Source organism: Streptomyces rubrogriseus, assembly GCF_027947575.1.
In the GTDB taxonomy this organism is placed as follows: Bacteria; Actinomycetota; Actinomycetes; order Streptomycetales; family Streptomycetaceae; genus Streptomyces; species Streptomyces rubrogriseus.
In genome coordinates this window covers 4,693,391-4,714,424 of sequence record NZ_CP116256.1, presented here as the reverse complement: position 1 = coordinate 4,714,424, position 21,034 = coordinate 4,693,391, and the positions used below count along the sequence as shown (strand labels likewise).

The 21,034-nt window shown below is 72.2% G+C and carries 23 protein-coding genes; 13 read left to right on the top strand and 10 right to left on the bottom strand.

Annotated elements, in window-relative coordinates; all coding sequences use genetic code 11:
- The first annotated feature begins 108 nt into the window (after positions 1 to 108).
- Positions 109 to 531: a MarR family winged helix-turn-helix transcriptional regulator gene (locus Sru02f_RS21585; RefSeq protein ID WP_109032388.1), complete on the top strand. Its 423-nt coding sequence runs from the start codon at positions 109 to 111 to the stop codon at positions 529 to 531.
- Between the two features lie 46 nt (positions 532 to 577).
- Here the strand turns inward: Sru02f_RS21585 and Sru02f_RS21580 are convergent, their stop codons facing one another.
- A complete protein-coding gene (locus Sru02f_RS21580) occupies positions 578 to 1,480 on the bottom strand; it encodes a LysR family transcriptional regulator (protein WP_109032389.1) in 903 nt (300 codons plus the stop codon).
- A 98-nt stretch (positions 1,481 to 1,578) separates the two neighbouring features.
- Here Sru02f_RS21580 and Sru02f_RS21575 point away from each other — a divergent pair, with 98 nt between their 5' ends.
- The 3 genes from Sru02f_RS21575 to Sru02f_RS21565 are packed head-to-tail and all read left to right on the top strand — an operon-like array spanning position 1,579 to position 3,306.
- The gene (locus tag Sru02f_RS21575; protein WP_109032390.1) at positions 1,579 to 2,775 is read left to right on the top strand and encodes a nuclear transport factor 2 family protein; all 1,197 of its coding nucleotides are present in this window, start codon (positions 1,579 to 1,581) and stop codon (positions 2,773 to 2,775) included.
- A gap of 59 nt (positions 2,776 to 2,834) precedes the next feature.
- A complete protein-coding gene (locus Sru02f_RS21570) occupies positions 2,835 to 3,020 on the top strand; it encodes a VOC family protein (protein ID WP_109032572.1) in 186 nt (61 codons plus the stop codon).
- A 16-nt stretch (positions 3,021 to 3,036) separates the two neighbouring features.
- Complete coding sequence (locus tag Sru02f_RS21565; RefSeq protein WP_164278736.1) at positions 3,037 to 3,306, top strand: DUF1905 domain-containing protein; 270 nt, start codon at positions 3,037 to 3,039, stop codon at positions 3,304 to 3,306.
- Positions 3,307 to 3,358: 52 nt separating this feature from the next.
- On the opposite strand, the gene Sru02f_RS21560 is transcribed toward Sru02f_RS21565, so the two are convergent.
- Positions 3,359 to 4,582: a saccharopine dehydrogenase family protein gene (locus Sru02f_RS21560; RefSeq protein WP_109032392.1), complete on the bottom strand. Its 1,224-nt coding sequence runs from the start codon at positions 4,580 to 4,582 to the stop codon at positions 3,359 to 3,361.
- 107 nt (positions 4,583 to 4,689) lie between these two features.
- On the opposite strand from Sru02f_RS21560, the gene Sru02f_RS21555 reads away from it, so the two are divergent.
- From Sru02f_RS21555 to Sru02f_RS21545, 3 genes are all read left to right on the top strand, one after another.
- Positions 4,690 to 5,403: a TetR/AcrR family transcriptional regulator gene (locus Sru02f_RS21555; RefSeq protein WP_109032393.1), complete on the top strand. Its 714-nt coding sequence runs from the start codon at positions 4,690 to 4,692 to the stop codon at positions 5,401 to 5,403.
- 134 nt (positions 5,404 to 5,537) lie between these two features.
- Complete coding sequence (locus Sru02f_RS21550) at positions 5,538 to 5,810, top strand: DUF4190 domain-containing protein (RefSeq protein ID WP_109032394.1); 273 nt, start codon at positions 5,538 to 5,540, stop codon at positions 5,808 to 5,810.
- Between the two features lie 309 nt (positions 5,811 to 6,119).
- Entirely contained in the window at positions 6,120 to 6,659 is a 540-nt protein-coding gene (locus tag Sru02f_RS21545; protein ID WP_109032395.1) for an EF-hand domain-containing protein, read from the top strand.
- A 61-nt stretch (positions 6,660 to 6,720) separates the two neighbouring features.
- Here Sru02f_RS21545 and Sru02f_RS21540 read toward each other — a convergent pair whose 3' ends face one another.
- Entirely contained in the window at positions 6,721 to 7,413 is a 693-nt protein-coding gene (locus Sru02f_RS21540) for a response regulator transcription factor (protein WP_280524896.1), read from the bottom strand.
- An 81-nt stretch (positions 7,414 to 7,494) separates the two neighbouring features.
- A complete protein-coding gene (locus Sru02f_RS21535) occupies positions 7,495 to 8,691 on the bottom strand; it encodes a sensor histidine kinase (RefSeq protein WP_109032397.1) in 1,197 nt (398 codons plus the stop codon).
- 183 nt (positions 8,692 to 8,874) lie between these two features.
- Between Sru02f_RS21535 and Sru02f_RS21530 the strand changes: the two genes are divergently transcribed.
- Positions 8,875 to 10,347, top strand: coding sequence for an alpha/beta hydrolase (locus Sru02f_RS21530; RefSeq protein ID WP_109032398.1), 1,473 nt, complete (start codon positions 8,875 to 8,877; stop codon positions 10,345 to 10,347).
- 1 nt (position 10,348) lies between these two features.
- On the opposite strand, the gene Sru02f_RS21525 is transcribed toward Sru02f_RS21530, so the two are convergent.
- Positions 10,349 to 10,942 carry a TetR/AcrR family transcriptional regulator gene (locus tag Sru02f_RS21525; RefSeq protein WP_239106328.1) on the bottom strand — a complete coding sequence of 198 codons (594 nt, stop codon included), beginning with the start codon at positions 10,940 to 10,942 and terminating at the stop codon, positions 10,349 to 10,351.
- A 51-nt stretch (positions 10,943 to 10,993) separates the two neighbouring features.
- Here Sru02f_RS21525 and Sru02f_RS21520 point away from each other — a divergent pair, with 51 nt between their 5' ends.
- Positions 10,994 to 11,545, top strand: coding sequence for a GNAT family N-acetyltransferase (locus Sru02f_RS21520; RefSeq protein ID WP_109032400.1), 552 nt, complete (start codon positions 10,994 to 10,996; stop codon positions 11,543 to 11,545).
- Between the two features lie 69 nt (positions 11,546 to 11,614).
- Here the strand turns inward: Sru02f_RS21520 and Sru02f_RS21515 are convergent, their stop codons facing one another.
- Positions 11,615 to 12,337 (bottom strand): VOC family protein, encoded by a 723-nt coding sequence (locus Sru02f_RS21515; protein WP_109032401.1) that lies wholly within the window; start codon positions 12,335 to 12,337, stop codon positions 11,615 to 11,617.
- A gap of 251 nt (positions 12,338 to 12,588) precedes the next feature.
- Here Sru02f_RS21515 and Sru02f_RS21510 point away from each other — a divergent pair, with 251 nt between their 5' ends.
- From Sru02f_RS21510 to Sru02f_RS21495, 4 genes are all read left to right on the top strand, one after another.
- The gene (locus tag Sru02f_RS21510; RefSeq protein WP_109032402.1) at positions 12,589 to 13,446 is read left to right on the top strand and encodes an aldo/keto reductase; all 858 of its coding nucleotides are present in this window, start codon (positions 12,589 to 12,591) and stop codon (positions 13,444 to 13,446) included.
- Between the two features lie 55 nt (positions 13,447 to 13,501).
- On the top strand, positions 13,502 to 14,434 hold the full coding sequence (locus tag Sru02f_RS21505) for an aldo/keto reductase (protein ID WP_109032403.1): 933 nt from the start codon (positions 13,502 to 13,504) through the stop codon (positions 14,432 to 14,434).
- Between the two features lie 46 nt (positions 14,435 to 14,480).
- On the top strand, positions 14,481 to 14,990 hold the full coding sequence (locus Sru02f_RS21500) for a 2'-5' RNA ligase family protein (protein WP_244941856.1): 510 nt from the start codon (positions 14,481 to 14,483) through the stop codon (positions 14,988 to 14,990).
- A 217-nt stretch (positions 14,991 to 15,207) separates the two neighbouring features.
- Positions 15,208 to 16,965, top strand: coding sequence for a lysyl oxidase family protein (locus Sru02f_RS21495; RefSeq protein ID WP_109032404.1), 1,758 nt, complete (start codon positions 15,208 to 15,210; stop codon positions 16,963 to 16,965).
- 106 nt (positions 16,966 to 17,071) lie between these two features.
- On the opposite strand, the gene Sru02f_RS21490 is transcribed toward Sru02f_RS21495, so the two are convergent.
- The 4 genes from Sru02f_RS21490 to Sru02f_RS21475 all read right to left on the bottom strand — a co-directional run bounded on the left by Sru02f_RS21490 (position 17,072) and on the right by Sru02f_RS21475 (position 20,903).
- Positions 17,072 to 18,097, bottom strand: coding sequence for an NADP-dependent oxidoreductase (locus Sru02f_RS21490; RefSeq protein WP_109032405.1), 1,026 nt, complete (start codon positions 18,095 to 18,097; stop codon positions 17,072 to 17,074).
- Positions 18,098 to 18,100: 3 nt separating this feature from the next.
- On the bottom strand, positions 18,101 to 18,529 hold the full coding sequence (locus tag Sru02f_RS21485; protein WP_159107542.1) for a MarR family winged helix-turn-helix transcriptional regulator: 429 nt from the start codon (positions 18,527 to 18,529) through the stop codon (positions 18,101 to 18,103).
- Positions 18,530 to 18,636: 107 nt separating this feature from the next.
- Positions 18,637 to 19,758, bottom strand: a complete 1,122-nt coding sequence (locus Sru02f_RS21480; protein WP_109032407.1) for an FAD-dependent oxidoreductase — start codon at positions 19,756 to 19,758, stop codon at positions 18,637 to 18,639.
- A gap of 161 nt (positions 19,759 to 19,919) precedes the next feature.
- Positions 19,920 to 20,903 carry an alpha/beta fold hydrolase gene (locus Sru02f_RS21475; RefSeq protein WP_167469570.1) on the bottom strand — a complete coding sequence of 328 codons (984 nt, stop codon included), beginning with the start codon at positions 20,901 to 20,903 and terminating at the stop codon, positions 19,920 to 19,922.
- Positions 20,904 to 21,034: the final 131 nt, after the last annotated feature.

The following is a 21,034-nucleotide window of genomic DNA, read 5'->3' as shown; positions in this document are numbered from 1 at the left end:
TTTGCTGTTGCAGGCTGTCTGTGCAGGTTGCCTGTGCAGTGGTGCTGCGCAGATTGGCTGTGCAGGCCAGGTGAACAGCTTTGCTGGTCAGCGGGGGTAAGATGCCCCATGCCCACCCCGGAAGCCGCCGCCATCGCCGCCGAACTGCGCACCGCGATGAGCAAGCTCACCCGACGCGTCAAGCACGAGGACCGCATCCCGTTGGGCCAGGTCGCCGTGCTCGGCGCACTCGACCGCGACGGTGCCATGACCACCAGCGAACTCGCCGCCGACCAGCGCGTGCGGCCCCAGTCGATGGCGCGGGCGGTGGGCCTTCTCATGGAACAGAACCTGGTCACCCGAAGGGCGCACCCCACGGACGGCCGCAAGTCGCTGGTCGAGCTGTCCGATGCGGGCCGCGCGGCGCTGGACGCGGAGCGCGGTCGCCGGGTGGGCTGGCTCGCGCAGGCCATCGAGGACGAACTCACGGACAGGGAGCGGGCGTTGCTGGCGGAGAGTGCCGTCCTGCTCGAGCGGCTGGCCACTCGCTGACGCCGTCTCGGTGACCGGGCCAACGCCCCTGTCTTCTCAGCGCTTGTTACGCCCCGGCACTCTCCCTGGCGGCGAACGCAGTGGTCAGCTCGTCGTGGAGAAGGGCCGCACAAGGGTGGGGGTCGCGGTACGGGGTGATCGTGTAGACGCCGCGCGTCGGAGCGTCGACGAGGCCCACCGTGGTGACGTCGGCCCGCAACGCACGCCTCAGCACCCCGGGCACCAGCGCGACGGCGTGACCGGTGGCGACCAGAGCGAGCTTGCCGGGCAGGTCGGCCGCACCGAGGTCGATGCGGACACCTACTCCGGCTCGGGCGGCGTGCCGGCGCAGGAGCGCCGCCGAGCCGTCGTTGTCCTCGGCCCAGGTCTCGTCGGCCAGCGTCCGGATGTGCACCGGGCCGGCCCCGGCCCGCGGATGGCCGACGGGCAGGACGACGACCATGCGGTCGAGTCCCAGGAACCGCCGTTCGACCTGGGGGGCATGGGGCAGGCCGGGTGGTGCGTCGGTGACGAGAGCCAGGTCGATGTCGCCGCCGATCACACGCCGGTGCAGCTGCCCGGTCAGGCCCGGCACCAGGCTCCACCGGAGGTGTCCGGCCCTGTCCAGCAGGCCGCGGACCGCTTCCGGGACGATCCCGGAGGCCAGCGAGGGGACCGCGCCGACGGCCAACGGCCGGCCGGATCCCCCGTCGCGGACGTCCCGTGCGGCCCGGACGGCGCGGTCGGCCTCGGTGAGCGTGGTCAGGGCGTGCCGGCGGAACACCTCTCCGGCCGGCGTGGGACGCACGCCCCGCGCATGGCGCTCGACCAGCGGCACGCCCAACTGCCGCTCCAGTCCGGCGATCTGGCGGGAAACCGCCGACTGGGTGTGGTTCAGCTCGTCGGCGGCCGCCGACAGCGACCCGAGACGGCACACGGTCACGAAGGTCCGCCACACGGTGAGATCCATCGCGCCAGTATCCACGCGCCCAGGCATGCGGGAACCGCAGGGCAGACCTGCGAAACCTGCGCTTGTCGCAGTCATCCGGGTGCACCACTGTGGCGGTCATGACCGCACCACACGCGCCGTGCACCATCGCCGTTCTCGGCCTGGGACGCATGGGAGAAGCGATCGCCGCCCGGCTCACCGCCCAGGGCCGGGACGTCGTCGGCTGGACCCGCTCCGGCCGCGCCCCGGGCACCGTCGAGGTGGCCCCCGATCCGGGCACCGCCGTGGCGAAGGCGGACCTGGTGCTTCTGTCGCTGTTCGACGGACCCGCCTGTCTCCAGGTCCTCGGCGACATCCGGGACTCGCTGCGCACGGGCACCGTCGTGCTGAACACCAGCACCGTCGCCCCCGCCGAGGCGGCGGGGTTCGCGCGGCACCTCGGCCGGTCCTACGTCCACGCGCCCGTGATCGGCTCCGTCCCGGCCGTGGCCGCCGGAACGCTCCGGATCCTCGCCGCCGCCGAGCAGGACACACTCGACGGCGTCCGACCGGTCCTGGAAACGCTGGGCACCGTGCGACGCGTCGACGACGCCCGCACCGCCGCGGCGCTCAAGCTCGTCGCCAACAGCAGCCTTGCCGGAGCCCTCCTGGCGCTGGGCGACTCACTGCGGCAAGGGGACGCGCTCGGCCTGCCGCGTACTCAGGTGCTGGACGTCCTCGAACTCGGTCAGCTCGGCGGGCTCGTCGCCCGCAAGCGTCCCTTCCTCACCGGTGAACGGGCCCCGCACACGGCCGATTTCACCATCGGCGCGCTGGCCAAGGACATGGCGCTGCTCGCCGATGCCTCGGCCACGCCCTTGCGGAGCGCGGACGCCCTGGCAGGGCCCGCGGCCGACCCCGCGTCCGACGTGGCCGTCGCCGCCGTGCCGACGGTTGAGGGCGATGTGGAGGGCGCCGTCCTCGATCCGCTCCGCGCCTACGTCCGCGGACACGCCACCGGCGACCCCGGCCACTTCCGTGACGCGTTCCTGCCCACCGCCCACATCGAGGGTGTCCGGGACGGCGCCTTCGTCTCCTGGGGCCTGGACGAGTACTGCGCCCTCTTCCGGGGCCGGCCTGCCGCGGACGAAGCGACCCGCACCCGCAGTATCGACGCCGTCGAGGTCCATGGCAGCGTCGCGACCGCCACCATGACACTGCGGCACGGCGCGGACCGGTTCACGGACGTCTTCCTGCTGGTGGATGCCGAAGACGGCTGGCGCATCGCGAACAAGGTCTACCACCGGCACGTCGGTCGGTCCTCGGGACACCGATGAGTTTTCCCGCCCGCCTCCGTCCTACCTGGTGAACGAAGGCCGAGGCAGTGGAGGCAGACATGAGCAGGGCCACCCGCGCCACCCACGTGGCGACGCTCGGGATTCGCGTCGCCGACCACGCGGACCCGCGCGCACGCGGCGCCGACGTGGACGCCGAGATCCTGCGGACGGGGCCCGGAGTGCCGCACATGATCGCTGTACGTGACCCCGACGGCAATGACCTCATTGTCGTCCAGACCTCCTGAACAGGCGGTGCCGACGATGGACAGGCAGTTCACCGCAACCTTGCTGAAGAGCCCGAACAAGGGCGGCTGGACCTACGTGGTCTGGCCCGAGTCGGTCGAGTACTTCGGCACCCGCGGCCTGGTGAAGGTCCGGGGCACGATCGACGGTCACCCCTTCCAGGGGTCCTTCATGGCCCTGGGCGACGGCAGGCACAAGCTGCCCGTGCGGGCGGACGTGCGCAAGGCCATCGGCAAGGAAGAGGGAGACACCGTGACCGTCCGCCTGGTGGAGCGGTTGGGCGCCTAGCCGTGCTGCCCCGGGACGTGTCGGCCGGCTTCGGCATCATGACCGGTACCGCTCACCCCTGTTCGCGCAGTCCCCAGGGCGACCCGTACTCGGTGAGCAGGTCGAGGAACGGCCGGGCGGGCAGCGCCTCGGGACCGAGGACACCTGCGCCGGACCAGGCCCCGGTGGAGAGCAGTTCGAGGGCGACGACCGGGTTGACGGCCGTCTGCCAGACGACGGCCTGCGACCCGTACTCGCGCATGGACCACTGATTGTCGACCACGTGGTACAGGTAGACCTCCCGGGCCTCGCCGCCCTTGGTGCCCCTGACCCACGTGCCCGCGCAGGTCTTCCCGGTCATCCTCTCGCCCAGGGTCGCGGGGTCGGGAAGGCACGCGGCGACCACGTCACGCGGGGAGACCCGCACCGGTCCGTCCTCGCCCGGCACGGTGACCCTGGCGGTCGAGTCCAGCCCCAGTTCGTGGAGGGTCTTGAGCCGGGCGATGAAATCGTCGCCGAGGCCGTACTTGAAGGTGACCCGCCGGGCGTCCAGCCAGCGGGGGATCAGCAGCACCTCCTCGTGCTCCACGTTCACGCACTCCACCGGCCCGATCCCCTCGGGAAAGTCGAACACCTCCGGTTCGCTGAAGGGGGCGGTGGTGAACCAGCCACGATCCTTCTCATAGACCACCGGCGGGTTCAGACACTCCTCGATCGTGGTCCAGATGCTGAAGGAGGGGGCGAACTCGTAGCCCTCCACGGTCAGGTCGGCACCGTCGCGGACGCCGATCTCGTCGATCTCGTCGAAGAGTTCGTCCGCGGCGTACCGGGCGAAGACGTCGGACAGACCTGGCTCCACCCCCATCCCCACCAGGGCCGTGCGCCCCGACTCCGCCCAGCGCCCGGCCAGTTCGAACTGCGCGTCGCCGAGCTTCACCCCGCACTCCTCGTACGGGCGGGAGGCGTGCGGAGCGGACAGCGACATGGCCATGTCCACGTAGTGGACCCCCGCGGCGAGGGCCGCCCGGAACAGGGGCATCACGAACCGCGGATCGGTCGCGTTCAGCAGGAGGTCGCACCGGTGTTCCTCCAGTGCCTTCCGCACCGCGGCCTGGTCGGAGGCGTCGAGGCGAAGGGCACTGAAACGATCACCCCGTCCCGGCAGCGCGTCGACCGCCGCACGCGCGCGGGAGTGGTCGTAGTCGGCCACGACCATGTGGGTCAGGAACTTCCGGCGGGCCACGATCCGGGTGACGGCCGTGCCGACACCGCCCGCGCCGACGAGGAGGACGCGCATGACAGAGACCTTTCGTGCGGGAGGCCGCTGCCTCCGGAGCGACCCCGATGCAACAGGACCGGCTGCTGTAAGGTCAACCGTGTTGGCATAAAGACGGGAGCGGGCGGATGCCGAAGAAGGTGGTGCCCGAGGAGGCGCGACGCAGGCGCAGGCCGACTCGGCAGGGCGCGGTGCTCTCGGAGGGCCTGATCGTGCGGACCGCGCTGCGGATGCTGCGCGAGCACGGCACCGGCGGACTGACCGCCCGGCGTCTGGGCGCGGCACTGGGGGCGGACCCGAGCGCCCTGTACCGCTATTTCGCCGGCATGGACGACCTGGCACGGGCCGTCGGCAACGAGCTGATGGGGCAGGCCCTGGACGGGTGGACGGCGCAGGGCGACTGGCGCGCGGACCTCCGCTCCCTCGGTCTCGCCCTGCACTCCTCGTACCTCGCCCATCCCCAGGCGGCGGTGCTCACCGCCAGCCGGGTCAGCGGACGGCCGCGCGAGATAGCGGTGGACGAGGCGATCCTCGGTCTGCTGAGGGGCGCCGGGCTGACCGATCGGGCCGCGGTCCGCTTCTACCACGCGTTCATCGACCTGGCCCTCGCCTTCGCGGCGCTCGACGCGGGTTCACTGGCCCTTCCGGAGGAAGCCCGCAGGTCCGACGAGGACATGTGGGGGACCACCTACGCCCGGCTGCCCGCCGAGACCCACCCGAACATCGCCGCGACCGCCGAGCGGCTCGCGGCCCGCATGCCGCACAGTGCCTACCCCGTGGTCCTCGACACCCTGCTGGACGGCATCGCCGCCGAACTGACCGTGACGGCACCGGAGATGTGAAGTCGTAGAGGTCCGGCGTGCGGCGCTCCGGGCGGTCTCGCGGTGACGATCCGTAGGTGTGAATCGACATCGAGCGGCAACTCGATGGTTAGCCAAGGAGATACCCACTGATCCACGACAGTTCGGGAGAAAGCATGGCGACCTACAGCAGAACAGGAACCCGAAGGGGCGGCAGGACCAGCGGACTGGCGATCGCCGGACTGGTCTGCGGCATCGTCGGACTCTTCATCCTGCCGATCGTCCTGGGCCCGCTCGCCATCGTCTTCGGTGCCGTGGCGCTGCGGCAGACCGGATCCACCATGGCCAAGTGGGCACTCGGCCTCGGAGTGGTCGACATCCTGCTCATGATCGTGATGTTCGCCGTGGCGGCCAACAACGGCGGCAGCTTCTCCTGGCACATCGGCTGACGCCGCTCGACCGGCTTCTCACCACGGTGCCCGCACCGCTTCCCGCAAGCGGTGCGGGCACCGTGCTGCGCGAAGGAGTTGCGACCTGGCGGCGACCCCCGCTTCGCCGCTCGCCACCGAGGAGGACCTCAAGTCGTGTCCAGGGCAACGGCGCTTCACACAACGACCGCGCGATTTCCGCCCGTTCGGGTGTTCCCGGCCCCTTTCGCCGACGCGGCGGCGGCAGCGGGCCGATAGTGGACGAGCCGCCGGAGGTGATGCCGGCGCACTCAGCCGGAAGCCGTCCATACCGAAAGTCCGAGGTGCACCATGACGCCCACCAGCGAGGCGACGGATCGCGTCCAGTTGGTCTTCTCCCTCTTCGACGCCGACGGGAACGGCTACCTGGAGCAGGCCGACTTCGACCTCATGAGCGGCCGCGTCACGGCGGCCGTGCCCGCGGCCCGCGACGCGGTGAAGGAGCGGCTCACCGCGTCCTTCGGCGGCTACTGGGACACGCTCCGGACCGAGTTGGACGCCAACGGCGACGGCCGGATCAGCCCCGAGGAGTTCACCTCCGTCGTCCTCGACCCGCAGCGCTTCGACACCGCCGTGGACGAGTTCGCCGAGGCGCTGGCCGCGATGGGGGACCCGGAGGGCGACGGCCTCGTCGCGCGGCCCGAGTTCGTCGCGCTGATGATCGCCATCGGGTTCGAACGGCGCAACATCGAGACGTTGTTCGATGCCTTCGAGCCGGACGACGGCGACCGAATCCGGGTGGCCACCTGGGCGGACGGCATCAGGGACTACTACCGGCCCGAGAAGTCCGGCATCCCCGGCGACCACCTGACCGCCGGCCTCACCCGCTGACCGTCGGCCTCACCCGTTGACCGGCGGCCGGCCGGAAGGGAGACGGCGCCGGTCGCCGTGATCATCCGGCATCCGAAGGGCGATCGGTAGCACGCCGGCAGGTCGGATGCCCCGCGTCGCGGACCAGGAGCGCGATCTGGACCCGGTTCTCGACCCCCAGCTTGGCGAACAGACTGCCGGTGTGCGCCTTGACCGTGGCGACGGTGATGCGCAGCCGTTCGGCGATCTCCGGGTTGCCCAGCCCGTCCGCGACGGCCCGGGCGGTCTCCCACTCCCGCTCCGTCAGCACGGACAGCCGTTCGCGCGCGGCCTCGCGGGTGCGGTCCCGGCTGTGTGCGGAGTCCGGGGCCGTGGCCGCGGCGATCACTCGTGCCGTTGCCGCCGGGGACAGCGCCGGATGGCCGTCCGCGACGGTCCGCACCGCGTCGAGGATGCGCGGGGGAGGGGTGTCCTTGAGGACGAAGCCGAGCGCCCCGGCACGCAGCGCCCCGAGCACGAGGTCGTCGGAGTCGAAGGTGGTCAGCATCAGCACCCGTGGCGGCGCGGGACGGGCGAGCAGCTCCCGGGTCGTGTCCAGACCGTCCCGGCCCGGCATCCGTACGTCCATCAGCACCACGTCGGGCCGCTGTTCGTCCACCACGGCGAGGGCGGTGTCCCCGTCGGCCGCCTCCGCCACGACGGTCAGGTCCGGTTCGCCGTCGATGACGAGCCGCAGGGCCATCCGCACCAGTTGCTCGTCGTCGACGATGACGATCCGTACGGTCCCGGTCCCAGTCCCGGGATCGGTCCCGGCCCCGGGACCGGGCTCGGAAACGCGGTCGTGTCGGCTGACCACTCATGCGCCCCTTTCATGGCGGTGGGCGGCGCCGTCCGGCCAGGGCAGCCGTGCGGTGAGGACGTACCCGCCGTCGGGCGTGGGGCGGTGGCCCAGTTCGCCGCCGGCGACGGTGATGCGTTCGCCGAGGCCCAGCAGGCCGAAGCCGGAGGCCGGCGGCCGTGCGGGGCGCAGCGGAGCCGGTCCGTTGCGGACGCCGATGTCGAGCGTGCCGCCCGCGGCGCCGTCGAGGGTGACCCGCACCACCGCGCCGGGCGCGTGCTTGGCGGCGTTGGTCAGCGCTTCCTGGACGATCCGGTAGCAGGTCCGTCCGACGCCGTCGGGCGGGGCCGCGGTCACGGTGCTGGTGAACCTGACGTCGAGGCCCGAGGCGCGGGTGTCGGCCACCAGCTCGGGCACGCGGTCGAGGGAGGGCTGCGGCGGTTCCGGGCGGCCGGGGTCCGCTCGTAGCACGCCGAGGACCTCCCGCAGCTCCTCCAGTGCCTGGTGGGCTCCCTCGGCGATGCCGTGGACCAGGACCCGGTTCTCGTCGGCCGAGAGGTCACCGCGGTGGTCGAGAACCCCGGCCTGCATGGCCACCAGCGAGATGCGGTGGGCGAGGACGTCGTGCATCTCGCGGGCTATCCGGTTGCGCTCCTGGGCCCGTACCTGCGCCGCCCGCGCGCTCTGCTCCCGTTCCGCGCTCTCCGCCCGCTCGCGCAGGGACCGCACCTCGGCCCGCCGTGCCCCGACCGCCATGCCCGCGGCCACCGCGATCCCCGCGGTCAGCGCCGGCACCACGACCTGGACCCACCACATCGAGTCGGCCGAACCCTGCACCGCGTAGACCTCGCCGGCGAGCCGTGACGCGGTCACGTAGGCCAGGACGACGATCCCGATCTCCGCCGGACGGCGGCGGGTGGCGACCGAGCACAGCGCCAACAGCGCGGCGCCCGTGGCGAGCGCCGACGCGGCCGAGGCGACCGTGACGGTCACGGCGACCGCGACGGGCCACCGCCGCCGCCACCGGAGCAGCGTCAGGCAGCCCAGGGCCACCAGCGGATCGCCGACGAGGAGCCAGGACCCCGGCTCGCCGGACCGGCTCCGCATCAGCGCGAGGGTCGAGAGCCAGACCGGCAGACTCACGACCGCGGCCACCGTCAGCCGCCATGCGTGCTGCCACGCCCCGAGCCGCGGCACATCGTCCGTGTTCACCACGCCATTGTCGCCGCACCGTGCGCCCGGCGGATCAGACCGGGGACCGATGCGCCTTGGACCCAGGTCCAACCGGCACCTCGCCCCGGGTCGGAGACGGAGCCGGTCCGCCCGGCCGATGTACCGGCCGCCGACGCCGAACAGACTCGATCCGTGCCGGTCAACCCCCCACCAGGAGGACACCTCATGCGCAGAAGCCTGTCACTCGCGCTCGCCGCCACCGCGTTGGCGGTGACCGCGCTGCCCGCGTCGGCCGCCCCGCCGGAGGCGGCGACGACCGCGTCGGCGCCGGGCGCCCTGCGGTGGGGCCCGTGCCCCGAGGGCGCCGCCGCGCCCCGTCTGCGGTGCTCGACACTCCGCGTCCCGCTGGACTACCGCGATCCGGACGGCCGTCGGATAGAGATCGCCGTCTCCCGGCTGGCGAGCGAGAAGCCGGCGCGACGGCGTGGCGTCCTGTTGACCAACCCGGGCGGCCCGGGCGGCTCGGGCCTCGTCTACCCGGCCGTGCTGGCCGCCTCGGGGCTGCCGCAGGAGGTGCTCGACTCCTACGACATCATCGGCTTCGACCCGCGCGGTGTCGGCCGCAGTACGCCGGTGACCTGCGACCTGACACAGGAGCAGCAGTGGCGGGGCAACTTCCCGCCGTACGCGCACACCGCGGCCGACGTCACGCGGGAGGCGGGGAACGCGCGGAAGATCGCCGAACAGTGCGGCGACTCGCGGACGGCGTGGATGCTGCCGCACGCCACCACCGCCAACACGGCACGTGACATGGACCGCCTCCGGGCGGCGCTGGGCGAGCCGAAGCTGTCGTACCTCGGCGCCTCCTACGGCAGTTACCTCGGCGCGGTCTACGCGACGCTGTTCCCGCGGCGCGGTGACCGGATCGTGCTCGACAGCAACATGGGTCCCGGCGGCTACGACGTCACGGCCATGCGGCTGTTCGCCCGAGGACTGGAGGACCGCTTCCCCGACTTCGCCGCGTTCGCCGTGGCCCACCCCGAGTACGGCCTGGGCTCCACGAGGGAGGAGGTCACCGACAAGTACTTCGAACTCGCGGAGCGGCTGGACGCGAAGCCGTACCAGGACGTGGACGGGACCGCGTTCCGCGGCTACACCTTCGACAGCCTCTACACCGACGCCTCCATGCCCCGGCTCGCCGAGTTCTGGCAGGCAGTCGACACGGGCGGGTCACTGCCGCTGCCGGAGCCGCCCGCGGGCCTGGAGAACCTGATGGCCGCGCGCTTCGCCGTGGTGTGCGGTGACTCGCGCTGGCCGGGGACGGTCCGGGAGTACCAGCGCAACGTCGCCGTGGACCGGCGCAGGTACCCCATGCTGGGCGGCTCCACGGCGAGCATCAACCCCTGCGCGTTCTGGCCGCGGGAAGGAACCGAACCGCCGGTGCGCATCACCGGCACGGGGCCGTCGAACGTGCTGATGCTGCAGAACGAACGCGACCCGGGCACGCCGCTGGCCGGCGCCAGGGAACTGCGGCGCGCCTTCGGCGGGCGGGCGACGATGGTGACCGCCGACCAGGGCGGCCACGGTGTCTACCCGTACGGTCGCAACACCTGCGCCAACGACGCGGCGACCGGGTTCCTCACCACCGGGGAACGCCCCGCGCGGGACCTCGCCTGCGCGGCGCGACCGGGCGAGTGAACTACCGCGCCCCGGCGGCCAGGGCGGCCAGGTAGTCGTCCAGCAACTCGACCTGGCGCTGCGGCGTGAACGTCACCGGGTCGAACAGGGCTTGGACCACCAGCCCGAGTACGAACGACTGCGCGGCGGCCGCGACCTGCGCGGGGTCGCCCGGGGCCAGTTCGCCGCGTTCCTGCGCCGCGACCACCCGGGCGCGCAGCCTTTCACGGCCCTCGGCGTACTTGCGGGCGTAGTCGGTGCTCAGGGCCGGGTCGGAGAGCGCGGCGTCCCAGGAGGAGACCCAGACGCGGTTGCTGTCCGTGGCCTCGGGGGTCAGCGGCAGGATGTCCAGCAGGGCGTCCCTGAGGGTGGCCGGGCCCCGGTCGGCACCGCGGCGGGGGCGGGAGAGAGTGCGCTGTTCGAGCAGGTCGAGGGCGTAGGCGACCAAGGCGCGCTTGGTGGGGAAGTAATGGGTGAGCAGGCCCGTGGTCGCGCCGAGTCGGGCGGCCACGGCACGCAGGGTCAGGCCCGCGAAGCCGCGGGTGGCCATGACCTGCCAGACCGCCGCGGAGACGTCCTGCCGCCGGGCCTCGTGATCTCCCTTGGTGCGTGGCATGCCGCCACGGTACATTGCCATAACAGTTGTTGTGCAAACGGGGAGGCTCTCATGTTCTCGATGTCGCTGGGTGGCGCTGCTCGACTCGGCCCGCTGGAGGTGTGGCAGGCCGAGGAGTTCGCGGGGCATCTGGACCGGGCCCGTGAGCACATCCGCCCCTGGGTCGGGCCCGGCTTCGTCACCCGCGACACGGACGGAGCGCGGGCCACCCTCGAGCGGTACGCCGCACGCCAGGCCGCCGACGGCGCCCGTCTGTACGGCCTGTGGAGCGAGGAAGTACTGGTCGGAGGCGTGATGTTCACCCAGTTCGACGCGGCCTTCGGCAACTGCGAGATCGGCTGCTGGCTGGAGCCGTCGGCCGAGGGGCGGGGGCTGATCACGCGGGCCTGCGGCCTGCTGCTGGACTGGGCCTTCACGGTTCGGGGGCTGCACCGGGCCGAATGGCACTGCCGGGCGGACAACGACCGCAGTGCCGCGGTGGCCGAGAGACTCGGCATGACACTGGAAGGAGTGCGACGCGAGGCGTGGCCGTACGAGGGTGTGCGTTACGACAAGCAGGTCTGGGCGGTCCTGGCCGCCGACCGGCGCTCACGGACACGGTAGGCGGGCGACGGCGGACGACGGACGGCGGCGCGAAGCCGCCCGCGCGGTGGGGCGCTGTGCACCGGTCCTTCAGCCGACGTGTGTCACCGTGAACTCGTTGCCGTCCGGGTCGAGCAGGAACGCCCGGCCCCGGGCCCCCTCACCGGCTGCGGAGCGGGTCGCGCCGAGCGAGAGCAGGCGGGCGGTCTCCGCCTCGAAGTCCGCGTCGGCGGGCAGCGCCAGCTCGAGGTGGAGCCGGTTGGCGCCGGACTTCGGCGCCACCGGGGGACCGCCCCAGGTGATCTTCGTGCCGCCGGCCGGGGACTGGATCGCGGTCTCCTGGTCCTGGTCCCAGACCAGCGGCCAGCGCAGCGCCTGACTCCAGAAGTAGCCGACCTCCTGCGTGCCGTCGCAGGCCAGCGCTCCGACGGCGCCGGTGCCGGCCAGGAAGTCGTTGCCCGCCTCGATGACGCAGAACTCGTTCCCGTCCGGGTCGGCGAGCACCACGTGCCCCTCTTCCGGGAGCTGGCCCACGTCGATGTGTTTTCCGCCCAGACGCAGCGCCCTGGCCACCGTCGCCCGCTGGTCCTCGGGGGACGCGCTGGTGAGGTCGAAGTGCGCCCGGTTCTGCCCGGTCTTCGGTGCTGGCCCCGGCAGGAACCGAAGGCGGTACCCGGAGCCGTCGGGCGGGACGACCGCGAGGTCGTCGTCCGCGCCGGCGGACAGCTCCCAGCCCAGGACCCCGGACCAGAACCGCGCCAGGTCCGAGGGCACGGAGGTGTTGAAGCAGATCGCGAACAGCTGACTGGTCATACGCCGTGCAACCTCGATCCATGAGGTGGTTCACCCGTCCCGTGGCCGCAGCCTAGGGGTGGCCGGGCCGGCCCCGCATCCGAGTTTCCGGCCCGGGAACAGGAGAGGGTGCGCCGTCCCTCATCCACCTCCCGCACTTCTGAATCCAAGAAACCACAGCTGTTGGATTTCTGGATCAGCGATTCCTAGAGTGAGCGCGGGGGACTCGCGCGGCACCCGCGCTCACGAGAGCGTCCAGGACGAGGAGAGCCATGCAGCAGCGCACCATCGGCGACCGGTCCGTCTCCGCGATCGGCCTCGGCGGGATGCCGATGTCGATCGAAGGGCGCCCGGACCCGGAGCGGTCGATCGCCACCATCCACGCCGCGCTCGACGCCGGCGTCACCCTCATCGACACGGCCGACTCCTACCACCGTGACGCGAACGAGGTGGGCCACAACGAGGAACTCATCGCCCGCGCGCTGCGCGAGTACGGTGCGCCCGCCGCGGACGTCCTCGTCGCCACCAAGGGCGGCCACCTGCGTCCCGGTGACGGCACATGGACGCGCAACGGGGACCCCGCATACCTCAAGCGTGCGGCCAAGGAGTCCGCCCGTCGGCTCGGCGTCGAGGCGATCGGCCTCTACCAGTTCCACCGCCCCGACCCCGGCGTCCCGTACGCCGACTCGGTCGGAGCCCTCCGCGAACTGCTCGACGAGGGCGTCATCCTGATGGCCGGGATCTCGAACGCCGGCATCGCGCAGATCGACGAGGCCCGCCAAGTCCTCGGCGGGCGGCTCGTGTCGGTGCAGAACCAGTTCTCGCCCGCCTTCCGCTCCAGCCGGTCCGAACTCGAACACTGCGCCGGGCTCGGTATCGCGTTCCTGCCGTGGAGCCCGCTCGGCGGTATCGCCAACGCCAAGGAACTGGCGGCGCGGCACGGCGTGTTCCAGCAGGTCGCCGACGAGACCGGCACCAGCGTGCACCAGGTCGCACTCGCCTGGCAGCTCGCACTCGCGCCGGTGGTGATCCCGATCCCCGGCGCCTCGCGCCCCGCGAGCATCCGCGACTCCGCCGCCGCGGCCGACCTCGAACTCACCGGCGACCAGGTCGCGCTCCTGTCGGCCTGATCCGTCTCCGCCCGATCCCTCCGCCGACCCGCCCGAGCCACAGCGAAAGAGCCGCATGAAGACCTTCACCCTGCCCGGCACCGACATGGTCGTGCCCAACGTCGTCCTCGGCCTGATGCGCATCCAGGACATGAACGACGACGAAGTGCGCACGCTCGTGCACACGGCACGCGACGCCGGCATCACCTTCCTCGATCACGCGGACGTGTACGGCACGGGCAGCCACGGCTGCGAACGCCGTTTCGCCGAGGCCCTGAAACTCAGCCCCTCGGAGCGCGAGCAGTTCGTCATCCAGACGAAGGCCGGCATCGTCAAGGACGGTCCGTACTTCGACTTCTCCCACGAGCACATCGTGGAGTCGGTGAACGGCTCGCTCGAGGCACTGGGCACGGAGTACCTCGACATCCTGCTGCTGCACCGTCCCGACGCGCTGGTCGAACCGGAGGAAGTGGCCCGCGCCTTCGACGAGTTGTCCGCGGCGGGCAAGGTGCGTGCCTTCGGCGTCTCCAACCAGACGCCGCGCCAGCTCGACCTCCTGCGCAAGTACGTGCGGCAACCGATCGTCGCGAACCAGCTCCAGCTCTCGGTCACCCACGCGCCGATGATCGCCCAGGGCATCGCCGCGAACATGCAGGGTCTCGACCAGTCGGTGGTGCGCGACGACGGAATCGTCGACTACTGCCGCCTGCACGACATCACCGTCCAGGCCTGGTCGCCCTTCCAGGCCGGATTCTTCGACGGCCCCTTCCTCGGCTCGCCCCGCTACCCCGAGCTGAACGCCGTGATCGACCGGCTGAGCGAGAAGTACGGCGTACCGGCCGAGGCGATCGCGGTCGCCTGGATCACCCGCCACCCCGCGCGGATGCAGGTCGTGCTCGGCACCACCACGCCCGAGCGGGTCGAGGCGGCCGCGCTCGGCTCGGACCTCCCGCTCACCCGGCCCGAGTGGTACGAACTGTTCCGCGCCGCCGGCTACACGGTGCCGTAACCGACGGCCCGGCCACAGGGGACGACGGGACGCGGGGAGGAACGAGGTGGCCCGGACGGGAACGACGGCGGTGCTGGCGCTGCTGCCGGACGCCGAACCGCTGTTGCGGGCGGCCGCCGCGGTGGACGGGTCGGCGGTGCGGCCGGGCCTGCCCGCACACGCCACCCTCCTCTATCCCTGGCTGCCCGCCGACGAGGTGGGAGAGCCGGAGCTGCGGCGGCTGCGGGCCGCCCTACCGGTCGGCCCGGTCCCCGTCAGGCTGGCCACGGTCGAACGAACCGGCGGGTTCGTCGGTGTCCCGGTGCCCGGACTGGACCAGGTGGCCGACGCGGTTCGCACGGCGTTTCCGGGGCAGGCGCCCTACGGCGGCCGATTCGGCCCGCGCCCCCAGGTGCACGTAACCGTGGCCCTGGACGCGGCACCGCAGGCCGCCGCCGACATCGCCCGCCGCACCGCGGCCGCCCTGCCGATCACCACGGCGGTCAACACCTTGCACCTGGTCACCCTCGCCCGGGAGGGGTGGCGGGGCCTCGCGGAACTGCCGCTCAGTCACTGACGCGACGAGCGGCAACCCCCGGCACCCGCTTGGTGACCTGACATTGCTGCACCCCGGCAAGGTGCTTCGAAAGCGCTGCGATCCGGCCAACCTCCGACCGTTTCCCACCTTCTGGACAACCGGGCATCCGAGCGCTCCCTCTCACAGCGCGGGCACAGCAAGTGCCCGCCTGCTTCCTTCCCACCGCACCCCCCAGCACCTGAAGGACGAGGGATCGATGACCAGAACGCGCACCATCCGGCTGCGGCGTCCACTGCTCACAGGCACCACGGCGGTCGCCGCCATGGCAGTGACCGCCGGGCTCGTGGCCGCCACCGCGGAGCCGGCGAAAGCGGCGACAGGGCCCAAGCTGAGCCTCATCGCCGCGACCACCTCACTCACGCTCACCTCCTGGAAGGAGGACCCGGGGGTCTACCTCGACCTCGGCACCTACCTCACCGCAGAGGGCAGGCCGCTGGAGCTGAAGGTGACCAGGAAATCCTACAAGGACCCGGTGACCATCACCCAGACCGTGTACGAGGGCGGCAAGGCCAAGGCCAAGACGCTGCCCAAGGGCACGGTGAAGGACTTCTCCGGACTGCCCGGCTTCGCGGAGATCACGATCACCGACAAGGCGGGCAAGAAGGTCCTGAACCGGACCGAGGACTTCTGTCCGAACAACGCCAGCGGCCGGGTCCGCCCCGACGCGCCCGCCACCTCCAAGTATCCGGAGAGCTGCCCCACCAACCCCTTCACCCTCGGTTCGGTGTGGGGCGTCGAGCAGGGCTGGGCGGCCAACACCTACGCGGGTTCCTACACCGACCCGGTCGCCCTGGCGGCCGGGACCTACACCGCCAAGGTCGGGGTCGCCAAGAAGTACCGCGACCTCTTCGGCATCGCGAACAAGCCGGCCACCGTCAAGGTGACCGTCGTGGAACGGAGTTACGAGGACGACCTGGGTGCCGCCGGGTCGGCCGCGTCCCGGTCCGCGACGGCGGGCGAGCACGCCGGTCACGGAGCCGCCCACCAGGCTCCGGCCGCACACGCGGGACACGGGCCGGAGCACGCGCCGACACCCGCGCAGGCCGCCGCGCCGGTCACGAGCGGGGCGGGTGCCTCGTACAACGTGGGCCACGGGCCCCTCAGGGCCGCGCCGCCCGCCCTGCCGTGGGCGCTGAAGAAGCAGCAGGCCGCGCGCTCCGCGCCGGTCGGCGACAAGGGAGGCCAGACCGACGGCTCGCGCAAGGCCCCGGCACTTCAGCCGCTGGCGCAGCGACCCGCGGGCAAGGCCTCCGTGCCGGACGTCCCCAAGCCCGACCTGCGCTCGCTGCCTGCCTACGGCATCGTCGTCAGCGACGGGGAGAAGGACGTCCCCGGCAAGGACTACCTGGCCTTCAGCGCCAACGTGTGGAACGCCGGTCCGGCCCAACTGGTGGTGGACGGCTTCCGGTCGCCCGGCAAGGCCAAGATGGACGCCTACCAGTACTTCTACGACGCCAAGGGCAAGCAGGTCGGCTACACCCCGACCGGCACCATGGAGTGGGACCCGCGGCCGGGGCACATGCACTGGCACTTCACCGACTTCGCCAGCTACCGGCTGCTGAAGGCGGACAAGAAGGAGGCCGTGCGCAGCGGCAAGGAGGCCTTCTGCCTGGCCAACACCGACGCGATCGACTACACGGTGAAGAACGCCAACTGGCACCCGTTCAACACCGATCTCTCCACCGCCTGCGGTGAGGAGAACTCCATCTCCGTCCGCGAGGTGCTCGACGTCGGCTCCGGCGACACCTACTCCCAGGACCTGCCGGGCCAGTCCTTCGACATCACGGACGTGCCCAACGGCACGTACTACATCCAGGTGCTGGCCAACCCCGAGAAGCGGCTCAAGGAGACCAACCTCGACAACAACAGCGCGCTGCGGAAGATCGTGCTCGGCGGCAAGCCGGACGCCCGGACCGTGACCGTACCGGCACACGACCTGGTGAACGCGAACTGACCCGACCCCGGGGCCGCCAGTGCCCCGGGCCGGAGGGCCGACGGCCGCCACCCGCGGCGGCCGTCGGCTCCACGCACCTAACGCGTCCCGACCCCTGGGGTGCCGGTCACCCGCGCAGGCGGACGAGCTGCTTGCCCAGGTTGTGGCCCCGGAAGAGCCCGGCGAGGGCGGCGGGAGCCTGGGCGAGGCCTTCCGCCACGGACTCCGCCAGGACGATGTCGCCCTTCGCGGACCAGGTGGCGAGCGCGCCGAACGCCTCGGGGAAGCGGTCGACGTGGTCGAGGAAGACGAAGCCCTCCATGCGGGCCCGGCGAAGGCCGAGTTGGAGGTAGTTGCGGGGGCCGGTCGCGGGGGACTCGCCCCGGTAGCCGGAGGCGACACCGCCGCACACCACGACGCGGGCGCGCAGCGCGAGGCGGTCCAGGACCGCCTCCAGCAGAGCCCCGCCCACGTTGTCGAAGTACACGTCGACGCCGTCGGGTGCGAGGCGGGCCAGTTCGGCCGGGACGTCGTCCCAGGTGTGGTCGACACACGCGTCCAGACCGGCGGTCTCGACCGCCCAGCGGCACTTGCGTTCGCCGCCCGCGATGCCGATCACGCGAGCGCCGCGCGCCTTGGCGATCTGGGCGGCGATCGACCCGGTGGCGCCCGCGGCCGCCGAGACGACGACGGTCTCGCCGGGGCCGGGGCGGCCCACGTCGGTCATGCCGAAGTAGGCGGTCAGGCCGGTGGCACCGAACAGGCCCAGCATGGTGCGCGGTTCGACTCCGGGCGGAACGGGGTGGACGCCGTACAGGCCGCCGGGCGCGCCGACGGCGTAGTCCTGCCAGCCGAGTTCGCCGTACACCTGCGTGCCGGTCGGGAGCGCGGGGACGTTCGAGGCGACCACCTCGCCGACGCCGCCGCCCCGCATCACCTCTCCCAGTCCCACCGGCGCACGGTAGTTGGGCCCGTCGTTGAGCCACCCCCGCTGAGTGGGGTCGATGCTCAGCCAGTCGACGCGGACGAGGACCTGGCCCGGCCCGGGTTCGGGCGCCGGCCCGACGCGCAGCTCGAAGCAGTCGGGACGGGAGGGGTCGAGGTCGCCCCGGGGGCGGCGGGTCAGCACCCACTGGCGGTTGGTGGCAAGCATGGGTCAAAGCACCTCCGTGAACCGGTGGAGCAGGGCGGCGAAGGCCTCGCGGTCCACGGGGCCGAGCGCCCGGCCGAGCAGCGCCGAGGCCTTGTCGGTGGCGACGGCCGTGGCCTCCTCGGCCAGTGCGGCCCCCGCCCCGGTCAGGGTGACCAGGGCGCGTCGGGCGTCGCGCGGGTCGGGGCAGCGGTCGACGTACCCCTGCTTCTCCAGCGGCGCGAGCAGCCGGGCCACACCGGACGGTGTGATGCCGAGCAGCTCGACGAGGTCGAGCCGGCGCAGCCGCCGCTCGGGGGAGTGCGCCAGGTGGTGCAGGACGGCGAACTCCCGAAAGGAGAGCCCCTGTACATCGAGCCGCCGCCGCAGACCCGAGGCGGCGCGGGTCAGCTCCAGGGCGAGTGCGAGGTCGTCCGCCTTCCGTGACCGGTCCATGATGTCCTTCACACGTTGAGAACACGTTGATACTTCGATGAGTACTCAACGATAATTCCGCAACCGGATCCATGGCAAACCGCGGCGGCAAGTGACCTACCGGCGGCTCACACGCCGTTCCCGGCGATCAGGTCGATCAGGCCCTGGGCCGTGTTGTCGGGGGAGTCCATGCCGACCATGTCGTCGCTCGCCGCCTCGGCACTGCGGGGGAACATGACCCGCTCGTACTCGGCCAGCGCCGCCTCGACGTCGCCCGGGTGCGCGGCGAGGGCCGTACCCAGTTCCGCCCCGTCGAGCATCGCGAGGTTGGCGCCCTCCCCGTTGGGCGCGGCGAGGTGGGCCGCATCGCCCAGCAGGGTCACCCCCGGTACCCGCTCCCACCGGTGTCCGGCCGGCAGAGCGTGGAGGGCGCGCAGGGTCGGCGCGACATCGCTGTCGGTGATCAGCGCGGTGAGCTCCGTCGCCCAGCCGTCGAATTCCCGGGCGATGCGTGCGGTTGCCGAGGCGCCGTCGGTGAAGTCGATCCCGGTGAACCAGTCCAGCGGCCGGGACAGTCCCACGTAGGCGTGCAGGGTGTCGTCCTTCTCCCGGTGCGCGAAGATCTCCTTGCCCGGTGCGGGAGCGATCAGCATCCCGCCACCGACCGTCTTCGCGGCCACCGGGTGGCGTGTGCCGGCGTCGAACAGGTAGGTCTCGACCACCGACCTGCCCACGTACTCGGGTGTGGCGGAGGACAGCAGCGGCCGGACACGTGACCACGCGCCGTCCGCTCCGACCAGCAGGCGGGTGACGACCGTGCCCCCGTCGGTGAACGTCACCTCATGGCGACCGTCGCCGAGCGAACGGGCACGGCCGACCTTGCGACCCCAGCGCACGGTGCCGGCCGGAAGCGAGTCGAGCAGAATCCGCCGCAGGTCGCCGCGCTGCACCTCCGGGCGTCCACCGGTCCCGTCGTCGGCCTGGTCGAGCCGGACGGTGCCGTCCGGGTCGAGAACCCGCAGGGCCTGGCGGCCCTCCAGAACAATGGCCCGGAACTCGTCCGTCAGCCCGGCCGCCTCGACCGCGAGCTGCCCGTTGTAGTCGTGGATGTCCAGCAGTCCGCCCTGGGCGCGCGCCGAAGGGGACGCGTCGGCCTCGTAGACGGTGACCGGGATCGCGTGGACGTGCAGGACGCGGGCCAGTACGAGTCCGCCGAGCCCGGCGCCGATGATCGTGACAGGGGTGTGCATGCTGGCTCCTTCGGGATCGAGCCGTCCGGTTCTTCCCCGGCCGGCCACCACTCGAAGGTGCCAGCTGCCGCCGACGGGCCACCGACATCCGACCGACAGCCCCCGACATCGCTCCTACGCGGTGTCGGCACGACACCGACACCGCAGGTCGGACGACGGGTTCAGGCGCGGCGGGCGCGGATCACGACGGCCGCGCCCGCCGCGACGGCGAGCACCGCCGCGCCGCCGAGGAACGCGGTCCGTCCGCTCGTGCCGGTACTGGCGAGACTCGGCCGCGCGTCGCCCGCCGCCCGCAGGATCAGTTTGGTGACGTCCTCCGGGTTGGTCTCCATGACGGCATGCGGGGCGTCGACCTCGACGGTGGTGGCGTCGGCCCGCTTCGCCATGAAACGCAGGTTGTCGGTGCCGATGGTGCGGTCGTCGGTGGGGACGAGGTACCAGGACGGGATGGTCTGCCACGCGACGGCCCGCGTCGGTTCGTTGCCGGACGCGGCGGTCGCGGGCCGCTGGGTGGCGGCCAGCACCTCGACGCGGCTCGCGTCGAGCCGGTCGCTCAGGAAGACGTCGCCGAACTTCTCCGGCTTGAGGTACAGGTCCACGTTCGTGGCGTCGCCGCCGAGCGGTACGGCGTTCAGCGCGGTGGGCACCGGCGCGTTCGGGTCGTCCGTCACCCGGCTGCCGGGGAACTTGGCCGCGAGCTGGAAGGCGGACTCGCCCTTGTCGGGCGCGAACCCGGCGATGTAGACGAGGGACTTGACGTTGGGGTTGCCGGCGGCGGCGTTGGTGATGACGGCTCCGCCGTAGGAGTGCCCGACGAGCACGACGGGTCCCTCGATGGCCTTGAGCCGCGCGGCGAGGTAGTCGGCGTCGCCGGAGAGGCTGCGCAGCGGATTCGCGGTGGCCACCACCGGATAGCCCAGAGCCTGCAGGTGCCCGACGACGCGGTCCCAGCCGGAGGCGTCCGCCCAGTAGCCGTGCACCAGCACGACCGTCGGCTTGTCGGCTCCGGACGTTCCACCGGGGGGTGTGGTATCGCCTCCGCTCTCGGACGCCAGACAGGGGCCTGCGGCCATCAGAGCGGCCGCGGGGAGGAGGACGGCCAGGGGTAGCGCCCGCCGGGTGGCGGCGCGTCGTATGTGCTCCATGACCCTGCTTTCTCTGAGGGGAGGGACTGCAGAACACACTGCGTTCGGGTGATGGACGCGGCACCACGGATATGACCGAAGGAGTGAAGATCGGTCACGGAGCGCAAAGGAGTGCCTCGCGCACCGGCGCG

Coding starts and splice junctions, on each gene's coding strand:
- Sru02f_RS21580 (WP_109032389.1), bottom strand. CDS start 1,480: ATGGATCTCACCGTGTGGCGGACCTTCGTGACCGTGTGCCGTCTCGGG.
- Sru02f_RS21480 (WP_109032407.1), bottom strand. CDS start 19,758: ATGCACACCCCTGTCACGATCATCGGCGCCGGGCTCGGCGGACTCGTA.
- Sru02f_RS21485 (WP_159107542.1), bottom strand. CDS start 18,529: ATGGACCGGTCACGGAAGGCGGACGACCTCGCACTCGCCCTGGAGCTG.
- Sru02f_RS21545 (WP_109032395.1), top strand. CDS start 6,120: ATGACGCCCACCAGCGAGGCGACGGATCGCGTCCAGTTGGTCTTCTCC.
- Sru02f_RS21555 (WP_109032393.1), top strand. CDS start 4,690: ATGCCGAAGAAGGTGGTGCCCGAGGAGGCGCGACGCAGGCGCAGGCCG.
- Sru02f_RS21490 (WP_109032405.1), bottom strand. CDS start 18,097: ATGCTTGCCACCAACCGCCAGTGGGTGCTGACCCGCCGCCCCCGGGGC.
- Sru02f_RS21530 (WP_109032398.1), top strand. CDS start 8,875: ATGCGCAGAAGCCTGTCACTCGCGCTCGCCGCCACCGCGTTGGCGGTG.
- Sru02f_RS21525 (WP_239106328.1), bottom strand. CDS start 10,942: ATGCCACGCACCAAGGGAGATCACGAGGCCCGGCGGCAGGACGTCTCC.
- Sru02f_RS21550 (WP_109032394.1), top strand. CDS start 5,538: ATGGCGACCTACAGCAGAACAGGAACCCGAAGGGGCGGCAGGACCAGC.
- Sru02f_RS21585 (WP_109032388.1), top strand. CDS start 109: ATGCCCACCCCGGAAGCCGCCGCCATCGCCGCCGAACTGCGCACCGCG.
- Sru02f_RS21510 (WP_109032402.1), top strand. CDS start 12,589: ATGCAGCAGCGCACCATCGGCGACCGGTCCGTCTCCGCGATCGGCCTC.
- Sru02f_RS21520 (WP_109032400.1), top strand. CDS start 10,994: ATGTTCTCGATGTCGCTGGGTGGCGCTGCTCGACTCGGCCCGCTGGAG.
- Sru02f_RS21515 (WP_109032401.1), bottom strand. CDS start 12,337: ATGACCAGTCAGCTGTTCGCGATCTGCTTCAACACCTCCGTGCCCTCG.
- Sru02f_RS21475 (WP_167469570.1), bottom strand. CDS start 20,903: ATGGAGCACATACGACGCGCCGCCACCCGGCGGGCGCTACCCCTGGCC.
- Sru02f_RS21565 (WP_164278736.1), top strand. CDS start 3,037: ATGGACAGGCAGTTCACCGCAACCTTGCTGAAGAGCCCGAACAAGGGC.
- Sru02f_RS21560 (WP_109032392.1), bottom strand. CDS start 4,582: ATGCGCGTCCTCCTCGTCGGCGCGGGCGGTGTCGGCACGGCCGTCACC.
- Sru02f_RS21505 (WP_109032403.1), top strand. CDS start 13,502: ATGAAGACCTTCACCCTGCCCGGCACCGACATGGTCGTGCCCAACGTC.
- Sru02f_RS21570 (WP_109032572.1), top strand. CDS start 2,835: ATGAGCAGGGCCACCCGCGCCACCCACGTGGCGACGCTCGGGATTCGC.
- Sru02f_RS21575 (WP_109032390.1), top strand. CDS start 1,579: ATGACCGCACCACACGCGCCGTGCACCATCGCCGTTCTCGGCCTGGGA.
- Sru02f_RS21495 (WP_109032404.1), top strand. CDS start 15,208: ATGACCAGAACGCGCACCATCCGGCTGCGGCGTCCACTGCTCACAGGC.